We start from the raw sequence: 11,021 nt of genomic DNA on the forward strand, positions 1-11,021 counted from the left end.
CCAGACTCAGGCATCGCGCATTACCGGACACGCAACACCAGTGGAACAACAAAAACAATCACTGTGAGGGATACCGATATGTCAGAACACGTTCAGCCGCTGGACGCTGCGGGCAGCGCCGAGACCAGCAACGCCACGCAGAAAGTCATCTTCGCTTCATCACTCGGGACGGTGTTCGAGTGGTATGACTTCTTCCTCTACGGCGCCCTCGCGGCGGTGATCAGCAAGCAGTTCTTCGCCGGGGTCAACGACACCACGGCATTCATCTTTGCGCTCATGGCGTTCGCCGCCGGCTTCATCGTTCGGCCGTTCGGTGCGCTGGTATTCGGCCGTCTGGGTGACATGATCGGACGCAAATACACCTTTCTGGCGACGATCATTCTGATGGGCGTGGCGACGTTCTGCGTCGGCCTGCTGCCGACCTACGCCAGCATCGGCATCGCCGCGCCGATCATTCTGGTGGTGCTGCGCATGCTTCAGGGCCTGGCGCTCGGTGGCGAATACGGTGGTGCGGCGACCTACGTGGCCGAGCACGCGCCCATCGGCAAACGCGGCTTCCACACCAGTTGGATTCAATCCACCGCGACCCTCGGCTTGCTGCTCTCGCTGCTGGTAGTGCTCGGTTGCCGCTACTTCACCGGCGACCAGTTTGAAGTCTGGGGCTGGCGCATTCCGTTCCTGCTGTCGATCGTCCTGCTGGGCATCTCAACCTGGATTCGCCTGAGCCTGCACGAGTCGCCGGCCTACCTGAAAATGAAGGAAGAAGGCAAAACCTCGAAGGCACCGATCCGCGAATCCTTCGGCAAATGGGAAAACCTCAAAGTCGTGCTGATCGCGCTGTTCAGCATCAACGCCGGGCAAGCGGTGACCTTCTACGCTGCGCAGTTCTATGTGCTGTTCTTCCTCACCCAGTTCCTGAAAATGGACCCGGCGGTGGCCAACAGTCTGCTGATCATCAGCGTGGTGATCGGCGCGCCGTTCTTCATCTTTTTCGGCTGGCTGTCGGACAAGGTCGGGCGTAAACCGGTGCTGATGCTCGGCCTGCTGCTGGCGACCGCGCTGTACTTCCCGATCTTCAAATCCCTGGCCCATTACGCCAACCCGGCAATCGATCAGGCCAGCCGTCAGGCGCCGATCACTGTCCTCGCCGACCCCGCCACTTGCACCTTCCAGTTCGATCCGGTGGGCAAGGCCAAATTCGATAGTCCGTGCGACAAGGTCAAAACCTTCCTGGTCAAACAAGGCCTGCCCTACTCCAGCGTTGCTGCGCCTGCGGGCAGCGCCGTGCAAGTGAGTGTCGGCGACGTGAAGCTGGATGGTTTCGATGAGGCGGCACTGCGCGGCGCGATCACCCTCGCCGGCTACCCGCAACAAGCCGATATGCAGCAGATCAACAAACCGATGATCGTCGCCCTGATCGTCGCCCTGATCATCATCTCGGCCATGTGCTACGGCCCGCTGGCCGCGTTGATGGTCGAACTGTTCCCGACGCGCATTCGCTACACCTCGATGTCGCTGCCCTATCACATCGGCAACGGCTGGTTCGGCGGATTCCTGCCCACCGTGTCGTTTGCGCTGGTGGTGTACACCGGGGATATTTTCTACGGGCTGTGGTATCCGGTGCTGATCACCGGGGTGAGCCTGGTGGTGGGGATGATCTGTCTGCGTGAGACGAAGAATATCGATCTCGATAAAAACTGAAAAAACCGCTGACAGCAATGGCGAGGGAAGCGATTCTCTCGCCATTTTTTTGCTTCAGACGTCCGGTTTGATCACTTCGAATTTCACCTGGTCCGGATAAAACGCCACGTAGTCGCGGATCGGTGCGACGGAGACCTTCGGGTTTTCGTACGTCCACACCGCGTTGGCACCCTCATGTCCGGGCACTTGCAGGCTGAAATAGTTGGCGTCGCCCTTGTACGGGCAATAGCTGGTGTGGTCGGTGCGGGCGAAGTATTTTTCGTCGATGTCTTCGCGCGGGATGTAATACACCGGCGGATAGTTGGCTTCGTTGAGGATCAGCGCGTGAGAGGACGCGGCGACCTGGATGCCGTGGAACTTCACCAGCAGGCAGCCGCTGAGTTGTTCAACGCTGATCACGGGGCTGGGGCTTTTCATGGGGTTCTCCTGAAGACGGCGAAGAGACCGGTTCAGGTATAGCTGATGGGCTCGGGTCTGGTTGAGATTGCAGCCGAACGGCGAAAATCTTTGGCAATCGTTTTATCTGTATATCCATACAGATAAAAGTTGCTCGCGCCGCAGACTCCAGCCATCCTGTGCGCTCCCACAAACCAACCAGCGATGGTAGCTATGCGGCTGTACCTCTGTGAAAAACCTTCCCAGGCCAAAGACATTGCGGCCGTGCTCGGCGCCAGGCGTCGCGGCGATGGCTGCTGGTTGGGGACGGACGTCACAGTGACCTGGTGCATTGGCCACTTGCTCGAAACCGCGCCGCCGGATGCCTACGACGCGCGCTACAAGCGCTGGGTGCTGGCCGATCTGCCGATCATTCCAGACAAATGGAAAATGACCGTCAAGCCGCGCACCGCCAGCCAGTACAAAGCGGTGAAGCGTCTGCTTGGCGAGGCCAGCGAACTGATCATTTCCACCGACGCCGACCGTGAGGGCGAGTTGATCGCCCGGGAACTGGTCGAGCACTGCCGCTATCGCGGGCCGATCCGCCGCTTGTGGCTGTCGGCGCTGGACGAGGCATCGATTCGCAAGGCTTTGGCCGCGCTGAAACCGGGAGCCGAAACATTCAGCCTGTATCACTCGGCGCTGGGCCGTTCACGGGCGGACTGGCTGATCGGCATGAACATGAGTCGACTGTTCACCTTACTGGGCCGGCAGTCGGGTTATCAGGGCGTGCTGCCTGTGGGCCGAGTGCAGACGCCCACCCTGCGACTGGTGGTCGACCGCGACCGCAGCATCGCCGATTTCGTCCCCGTACCGTTCTGGGCAATCGACGTGGATTTGCTGCACGACGGCACGACGTTTACCGCACAGTGGCGCGCACCATCAGACGTTTGTGATGATCAGGATCGCTGCCTGAATCAGGCGTTGGCGCAGCAAGCGGCAGCGGCGATCAGCAGTGCAGACAGCGCTCGGGTGATCAAGCTGAAAACCGAGCGCATGCGCGAAGTGGCGCCCCTGCCCTTCGATCTCGGCACCTTGCAGGAAGTCTGCTCGAAAAAACTTGGCCTCGGCGCGCAGGAGACCCTCGACATCGCCCAGGCCCTTTACGAAACCTACAAAGTCATCACCTATCCGCGCAGTGATTGCGGATTTCTGCCGTTGAGTCAACACGGTGAGGCGCCGTCGATCCTCACAGCGTTGCGCCAGGCCGATCCGAGCCTTGAAGCGTTGCAGGGTTTTCTCGAACCGCAGCGGCGCTCAAGGGCCTGGAATGACGCCAAGGTCAGCGCTCACCACGGCATCATCCCCACCATCGCCGCGAAGAACCTCGAACGTCTGACCGGCAAGCATCGCGCGGTGTACACGTTGATTCGCGCGCGCTACCTGGCGCAGTTCCTGCCCAATCACGAATATGATCGCACCCAGGCCGATTTCGATTGCAACGGGCAGGCGTTGCGCGCGGTGGGCAAGCAGATCATCGAAGCGGGCTGGAAGCGTGCACTGCCAGAGGCATTGGCCCCGGCCAAGGGCCGCGAAGCCCCCGCGCCGCAAACCTTGCCGACCCTTAGCCAGGGCGTCGAATGCGCTGTGGCGAAAGTGAATCTCAAGGATTTGTGGACGCAACCGCCAAAACCCTACACCGAAGGCGATCTGATCAAGGCGATGAAGAACGTCGCCAAACTGGTCGAGGATCCGCTGCTCAAACAGAAACTCAAAGACACCACCGGCATCGGCACCGAAGCCACCCGCGCGTCGATCATCCAGGGGCTGCTGGATCGCGGTTATCTAGTGAAGAACGGCAAGGCGCTGGCGGCGACACCTGCGGCGTTCAGCCTGATCGACGCAGTGCCGCGCGCGATCGCCGATCCTGGCACTACGGCGATCTGGGAACAGGCGCTGGACATGGTGCAGAGCGGCGAGATGAGTCTGGAAGAATTCGTCACCAAACAGGCTGCGTGGATGAGCAAGCAGGTCAGCCGCTGCTCAGCCCTCAGCCTGACCATCAGCGGCCCGCCGCCTGCCGGCAAAGCCGCAGCGCCGTGGAAGAAAAAGCGCAAGTCGACGGCCAGCAAAACCGCCGGTACGCGCAAACGCACGGCGCGTCCGGCGACTCGCTGAATCCCTTGAGGTTCCCTTCTCTACGCTGCTGAAACGGATCTTTTCTCATTCCAAAACAGCTTTGTCCGACAATATGTAGTGCTTGAAAATAATCACTACAAAACCGTTGACGGCATCGTTTTGCTTTTGCATGATGAAGACGTTCCCCGATCGGGAGCACTGGTAACACGCTTGAGCAAACTCGTCTGACCGCCGAGTTGTTTTTTCCGGATACACGCTGCCCACAAGGCAGATTGAAGAAGCTGACCTGGCCTGAACGTCCAGTACAAGGACGAGAAGCGCTGGCGAAAATTCTCAAGACGCCTTGTGGCCGACACTGGATTGTCGTCAAGGAGCCTCCCGGTTTTCGCTGCTTCTCCTCGTTGTGACGCTATTGCGTAGCAGTTATTCAACACGACTACATGCAACAGATGCATGACCCCGTACTTCATATGGGCGAGCGCTGACGTCCTGGTTTCGGTGCCAGGGATCAACTAACCGATGGGCTACCTGTATTAGCGAATCAACTTTGAAAGATCACCAGACTGGTCAAGGGGCATAACAATGAATCTGAACAATCAACCCACCATCGAAGAACTGGCGCGTATGTTCGCGGCGCAGAAAGACAGCCACGACAGCCATATTCTCTGGATCAGCAAGTCTGGCCAGGTACACATCGACTGCCTGTCGCCCCACGCTGGCGAAGAGGAATTCGACCGCAACCACCAGAACCTGCTGGCCCGCCTGAAGATGTACCGCCGCGGCCACGGTTATGTCGGCAAGAAGGCTGCGGCCGACAAGGACTTCATCGGCAGTGTGCTGCAGACGCTGAAACAGGCGTGGGATTCGATGCAGAATCAGAATGAAGTTCGGGTGATTGATCGGTTGTATTGAGTTGTAGGTTATTTAACTAAGGGCCTGCTTCCGATTGGGAGCAGGCCCTTTGTTGTTCTTTTGAGTTTTGCGGCGTGAGTGCCCCCGTCGCCCCTCACCCCAGCCCTCTCCCGAGGGAGAGGGAGCCGACCGAGTTGCCTCAGCTCAACCGTAGACCTGAATGACCGTGGCGATTATGAGTCAACGAAGCTCGTTCAGGTCGGAGTAACTTGACCAAACACCTCGGTCAGTCCCCTCTCCCGCTGGGAGAGGGTTAGGGTGAGGGGCTTTTCATGCCGAGCACCAGTTCCACAAACGCTAACGCCGCCGCACTGTGATAATTATTCCTGCGCCGCAACACCGCCGCTCCCCGCTGCGGCGCCTCGCCTTCGACCCGCAAGCGGCGCAATGCGCGGTCTTCGCTGGCAATCGCCTCGGGCAACATAGTCGCCAGCGGCGCATGCCGCACCACTTCCAGCAACGTACTCACCGAATTCACTTCAATCCGCACCTGCGGCGTAATCCCGTGCTCACGAAAATACTCATCCACCAATAACCGCGTAATGAAACCCGGCGCCAGCAAGGCGAAATCCATTGAAGCCAATTCCGCAGGCGTCAACACCGAAGGGCTGCCATATAGCGGATGCCCAGGCCCGACCATGATCCCCAGCGTCTCGGTAAACGCCGGTATGCATTCGATATCGGCATTGCGCACCGGCGTAAACGCGATCGCGACATCCAGCGAGTCATCCGCCAGCCCTGCCTCGATGTCGTCCATCGACAACTCGAAGATCTCCAGACGAATCCCGGGAAACCGTGCCCCGTAGTCGCGTACCAGTGGCCCGACCAGATACGCCATGAACGTCGGCGTCATCGCCAGGCGTAGCGTGCCGCGGGACAAGTCCTTCACGTCGTGCAAGGCGCGCTGCCCGGCCTCCAGCTCCACCAGCACGCGCCGCGCGCACTCGATGTAAGCCACGCCGGCATCCGTCGGCTTCACCGTGCGTGAGGTGCGATCGAACAGGCTCACGCCGAGGGTCTCTTCCAGTTGCCGGATCTGTTGCGACAGGGTCGGCTGCGACACGTGCAGCGCTTCGGCGGCGCGGGTGAAGCCACCGTGATCGGCAACGGCGAGCAAATAACGCAAATGTCGCAACAGCATGAGGACACCATCTATAGGCAGGGCTTATGCGAAGCATTGTATATCGGTCTTGGACGCTATGAATCGACCGGCGCAACATTGCTTCCACACACAGCAAGCCAACCCCTGAAAGGAGTGACACCATGCAACAGTCCCACGCCTACAACGACAACAGCCTGGCCCTGACCACCCGCGTTCTCGACGCCAAGGCGAAAAAAGATCTGTCGTGGCAGGATCTGGCCGACGGCACCGGCCTCAGCCTGGCCTACGTCACCGCCGCCCTGCTCGGCCAGCATCCGCTGCCGGAAAACGCTGCTCAAGTGGTCGGCGACAAGCTTGACCTCAGTGCCGATGACGTCGCCGCTCTGCAGATCATTCCTTTGCGTGGCAGCCTCAGCGGCGTGCCGACCGATCCGACCATCTACCGTTTTTACGAAATGATCCAGATCTACGGCACCACGCTGAAAGCGCTGGTTCATGAACAGTTCGGTGACGGCATCATCAGTGCGATCAACTTCAAACTGGACATCAAGAAAGTCGAAGACCCGGAAGGCGGCTCCCGCGCCGTGGTGACGCTCGACGGCAAGTTCCTGCCGCTGCGCCCGTTCTGATGCGCCCGGCCCGCATCCTGCGTGCGGGCCATCTCATTTCTGCCACGAGGACACGCCTATGAAAGCCCTGATCGACGGCTTCCTGAAATTCCAGAACGAAGCCTTCCCGCAACGCAGCGAGCTGTTCAAACATCTGGCCACGACTCAGCAACCCGGCACGCTGTTCATCACCTGTTCCGACAGTCGCGTGGTGCCTGAGCTGCTGACCCAGCAAGAGCCCGGCGAACTGTTCGTGATCCGTAACGCCGGCAATATCGTGCCCTCCTACAGCCCGCATCCGGGCGGGGTCTCGGCGACGGTGGAATATGCGGTGGCGGTACTGGGGGTGACCGATATCGTGATTTGCGGCCACTCCGATTGCGGCGCAATGACGGCAATTGCCCAGTGCAAATGCATGGATCACCTGCCCGCCGTCAGCGGCTGGCTGCAGCATGCCGAGTCGGCGAAGGTAATGAACGAAGCGCGCGTGCATGGCAGCGACGCGGCGAAATTGAGTTCGATGGTGCGCGAGAACGTGATCGCGCAACTGGCGAATATTCAGACCCACCCGAGTGTGCGCCTGGCCCAGGAGCAAGGGCGGCTGAATCTGCATGGCTGGGTGTATGACATCGAGACCGGTTCGATCGACGCGCTGTCGGCCGACCGCCGCACGTTTGTGCCGCTGGCCGAGCAACCTGAGACTTGCGCGATCAGCGCGCAAGCCAGCCACGCTGCCTGACTCCCCACAGTGATCGTTCCCACGCTCTGCGTGGGAATGCCTCAAGGGACGCTCTGCGTCCAGTGACGCGGAGCGTCACGGGCTGCATTCCCACGCGGAGCGTGGGAACGATCAACAGATCAGCGTTTCACCGTGAGATCAACCTGAGTCATCCGGCTACGCACGGTAAACACGCCATCCCCGGAAAGAATCGCACTGCGCGCAAACAGGCGCCCGCTCTCCCAGTTCGAAAGACCCAGCTCAGGCTTGTTCAACGCGTACTGACCATCGACCCATCGGGTGATGCCGTTGCCTACGAACGGCGCATTCACTGCGTTGTAGAAACGTTCCTGAACCGCCGCCGCCTCGCTGATCAACGACACGGTGAATTGCGGGCTGTAACGGTTGAACAGCGCAATCGCCTGATCCAGATCATCGACAATCATCAGGCTGACTTCCGGGGTTTCTTCCCATTCCCACTCGCGGCCCAGCTCCGACTCGGGCAAAGACTCGGCCAGCGCTTCGGTCTGGTAACCCTCGGCGCGATAAACCTCGACTGTTGCGTTCTGCCATTCGCTTGGCAGGCAACTTTCACTGCCCGCGACGATGTGCAATTTGCAGCCTTGGCCGCGCGCAGTACCGGCGTCTTTCAAGGCATCGAGGAACAGCGGCACCAGCTCATCGGCGCGTTCGCGCTGAATCAGGCAGACGTTCAGGGTGTTGCAGACCTTGCGGTCCAGCGAGTTGCGCACCACTGCCGCGAAGCGAGTGGCGTCGGCGTCACGGTCGGCGATCAGCCACGCGCCGCCGGTGCCGTGCAGGCTGACGGCAGTGCCGGCCTGCTGAGCAATGCTGCCCAACTGACTGACCGCACGGCCCGAGCCGCGCGCCACCGCCAGCGACAGACGCCGATCGGCGAACATCGCCCAACCGGCAGCATGATTGACACTTTCGACCAACGACACTGCGCCAACCGGCAAGCCGGCTTCGGCCAGTGCTGGATTCAGCGCGTGAGTGACGATGGCTTGCGCAGTGCCCAACGCATCGCTGCCGATGCGCAGCACAGCCGTATTACCGGTGCGCAACACCCCGGCGGCGTCGGCAAATACGTTGGGCCGGCCTTCGAAGACAAACGCGACGATGCCCAGCGGCGAGACCACTTGCTCAACCTTCCAGCCATCGTGCTCGACACTGCTGATCACTTTGCCCCGGGTCGGTGACGCATCACGCCAGGCGCGCAGCCCGGCGATCATGTCGCGGCGCATGCGTTCATCAGCGAGCAAGCGTGTGGTCGAGCGACCGCGCGCCTTCGCCCGCTCGATGTCGGCGCGGTTGGCGGCTTCGATCTGCGTCCAGCATTCAGGACTTTCCAGGCGCTGAGCAAACAGATCGAAGAACCGGCTGATGGCTTCATCGGACACCGCCGACAACGCGGTGAATGCCGCAGCCGCACGCTCGATTGCCACCGAGGCGGCCTGTTGATCGGCAACGGGGATCAGCAACAACTCGCCACTGACCTGCTCGACCAGCAAATGGTCACCGGGCTGAAACCGCGCGGCCAGCTCGGGGCTGACCACGGTGACGCGGTTACCAGCGAAAGGGATCGGCGTGCCAGCGACTAGACGTTCGAGCGCAAGAGACATGAAGCGGATTCACCATGCAGAGGGCGGCCGGAAAATGTAGCGGATTACTGGCTGAAATACACCTCCTCAAACACTAAAGAAACCTGTGGGAGCTGGCTTGCCAGCGATAGCGGTGGTTCAGGCAAATTTATAGTGACTGACAGGGCCTCATCGCTGGCAAGCCAGCTCCCACAGGGTCATGTGGTGTTCAGGTGGGTCAGAACACCGACCAGCCAATCCGCGAGCTCAGCAGTTCCAGCGCCGCCATCCCCGCCAGCGAGTTGCCGGCGGTATTCAACTCCGGCGACCACACGCACACGCTGAACTGCCCCGGCACCACCGCAACGATGCCGCCGCCGACCCCGCTCTTGCCCGGCAGGCCGACGCGATAAGCGAAGTTGCCCGCCTCGTCATACAGACCGCTGGTGGCCATGATCGAGTTGACCTGTTGGGTCTGGCGGCGCGTCAGGATCTGCTCGCCGCTGTGCTTGCAGAACCCGTCATTGGCCAGAAAGCAGAACGCCCGGGCCAGATCGATGCAATTCATCCGCAGTGCGCAGTGGCTGAAATAGCTGCGCAGCACCGCTTCGACATCGTTGTGGAAATTGCCGAACGACTGCATCAGATAGGCCATCGCCGCATTGCGCGCGCGGTGCTGGTATTCGGAGTCGGCGACCTTGCCGTCGATCATGATTTGCGGATTGCCGGACAGACGCCGGACGAAGTCGCGCATCGACAATGTCGGCGCAGCGAATCGCGACTGGTTGATGTCGCAGATCACCAGCGCCCCAGCATTGATGAACGGATTGCGCGGGCGGCCGCGCTCGAATTCCAGTTGTACCAGCGAGTTGAACGGCTGGCCCGACGGCTCGTGGCCAAGCCGTTCCCAGATCGCTTCCCCGGAGTGATCGATGGCCTGCACCAGGCTGAATACCTTGGAAATACTCTGCACCGAGAACGGCGTTTCAGCGTCGCCGGCGCAATACATTTCGCCGTCGTTACTGTACACGGCGATGCCCAACTGGTTGGCCGGCACCGTGCCGAGGGCGGGAATATAGTCAGCAACTTTGCCCTGCCCGATCAGGGGCCGGACGGCGTCAAGGATCTCGTTCAACAGCGCTTGCATGCCGGGTTCCGAAAGTCTCGCCCCATGGGATCGCGGGGACACTGGGGCTAGACGCTGCGCCCGCCGGTCGCATCACACCGGCAAGCATCAGGCAGAATGTTCTAGGCTGAAGCGGACCATTCAGACACAGGAGAGCACCATGCACCTCGAAGGCTCCTGCCATTGCGGCGAAGTCACGTTCAGCCTCGACAGCGCCCATCCTTATCCTTATCAACGCTGCTATTGCTCGATCTGCCGCAAGACCCAGGGCGGTGGCGGTTATGCGATCAACCTTGGCGGCGACGCGACCACTCTCAAGGTTCGCGGACGCAAAAACATCAGCATCTATCACGCGAAGATGAAAGCTGAAAGCGATAAACGCGCCCATCGCAGCAGCGCCGAACGCCACTTCTGTGCGCTGTGCGGCAGCGGCCTGTGGCTGTTCAGCCCGGAGTGGCCAGAGCTGATTCATCCATTCGCCTCGGCGATCGATACGCCGCTGCCGGTGCCGCCGGAACACACGCACCTGATGCTTGGCTCGAAAGCGCCCTGGGTTGAAGTCGAGGCGAAGCCGAATGATCAGCAGTTCGATGAATATCCCGAAGAATCGATCGCCCAGTGGCATGAGCGACTCGGCGTGACTCGCTGAACACCGCGCCCTTCGCGAGCAGGCTCGCTCCCACATTTGGATTGCGATACCCTGTGGGAGCGAGCCGGCTCGCGAAGGGGCCGGGGCCGG

At 60.7% G+C, this 11,021-nt stretch carries 10 protein-coding genes; 6 read left to right on the forward strand and 4 right to left on the reverse strand.

Going from position 1 to position 11,021, the window contains the following annotated elements; translation table 11 throughout:
* Window positions 1-78: 78 nt before the first annotated feature.
* Window positions 79-1,701 (forward strand): MFS transporter, encoded by a 1,623-nt coding sequence (locus tag QMX86_RS11740; protein WP_024013261.1) that lies wholly within the window; start codon window positions 79-81, stop codon window positions 1,699-1,701.
* Between the two features lie 54 nt (window positions 1,702-1,755).
* Here QMX86_RS11740 and QMX86_RS11745 read toward each other — a convergent pair whose 3' ends face one another.
* The gene (locus QMX86_RS11745) at window positions 1,756-2,118 is read right to left on the reverse strand and encodes a DUF427 domain-containing protein (protein WP_071172769.1); all 363 of its coding nucleotides are present in this window, start codon (window positions 2,116-2,118) and stop codon (window positions 1,756-1,758) included.
* Window positions 2,119-2,310: 192 nt separating this feature from the next.
* On the opposite strand from QMX86_RS11745, the gene QMX86_RS11750 reads away from it, so the two are divergent.
* Window positions 2,311-4,254: a DNA topoisomerase III gene (locus QMX86_RS11750; protein ID WP_282386356.1), complete on the forward strand. Its 1,944-nt coding sequence runs from the start codon at window positions 2,311-2,313 to the stop codon at window positions 4,252-4,254.
* Window positions 4,255-4,797: 543 nt separating this feature from the next.
* Complete coding sequence (locus tag QMX86_RS11755; RefSeq protein WP_041480831.1) at window positions 4,798-5,127, forward strand: hypothetical protein; 330 nt, start codon at window positions 4,798-4,800, stop codon at window positions 5,125-5,127.
* 253 nt (window positions 5,128-5,380) lie between these two features.
* Here the strand turns inward: QMX86_RS11755 and cynR are convergent, their stop codons facing one another.
* Complete coding sequence (cynR, locus tag QMX86_RS11760) at window positions 5,381-6,268, reverse strand: transcriptional regulator CynR (RefSeq protein WP_282386358.1); 888 nt, start codon at window positions 6,266-6,268, stop codon at window positions 5,381-5,383.
* 122 nt (window positions 6,269-6,390) lie between these two features.
* On the opposite strand from cynR, the gene cynS reads away from it, so the two are divergent.
* Both cynS and QMX86_RS11770 read left to right on the forward strand, forming a co-directional pair.
* Entirely contained in the window at window positions 6,391-6,858 is a 468-nt protein-coding gene (cynS, locus tag QMX86_RS11765) for a cyanase (RefSeq protein WP_041480833.1), read from the forward strand.
* A gap of 58 nt (window positions 6,859-6,916) precedes the next feature.
* Complete coding sequence (locus QMX86_RS11770) at window positions 6,917-7,576, forward strand: carbonic anhydrase (RefSeq protein WP_073471183.1); 660 nt, start codon at window positions 6,917-6,919, stop codon at window positions 7,574-7,576.
* Window positions 7,577-7,695: 119 nt separating this feature from the next.
* Here the strand turns inward: QMX86_RS11770 and QMX86_RS11775 are convergent, their stop codons facing one another.
* Both QMX86_RS11775 and glsB read right to left on the reverse strand, forming a co-directional pair.
* Complete coding sequence (locus tag QMX86_RS11775) at window positions 7,696-9,198, reverse strand: aldehyde dehydrogenase family protein (RefSeq protein ID WP_282386361.1); 1,503 nt, start codon at window positions 9,196-9,198, stop codon at window positions 7,696-7,698.
* Between the two features lie 196 nt (window positions 9,199-9,394).
* On the reverse strand, window positions 9,395-10,303 hold the full coding sequence (gene glsB / locus QMX86_RS11780; protein WP_073471184.1) for a glutaminase B: 909 nt from the start codon (window positions 10,301-10,303) through the stop codon (window positions 9,395-9,397).
* Window positions 10,304-10,442: 139 nt separating this feature from the next.
* On the opposite strand from glsB, the gene QMX86_RS11785 reads away from it, so the two are divergent.
* Entirely contained in the window at window positions 10,443-10,931 is a 489-nt protein-coding gene (locus QMX86_RS11785) for a GFA family protein (RefSeq protein WP_282386363.1), read from the forward strand.
* Window positions 10,932-11,021 lie beyond the last annotated feature (90 nt).

The organism is Pseudomonas sp. PS01270 (assembly GCF_029959775.1).
In the GTDB taxonomy this organism is placed as follows: Bacteria; Pseudomonadota; Gammaproteobacteria; order Pseudomonadales; family Pseudomonadaceae; genus Aquipseudomonas; species Aquipseudomonas atacamensis.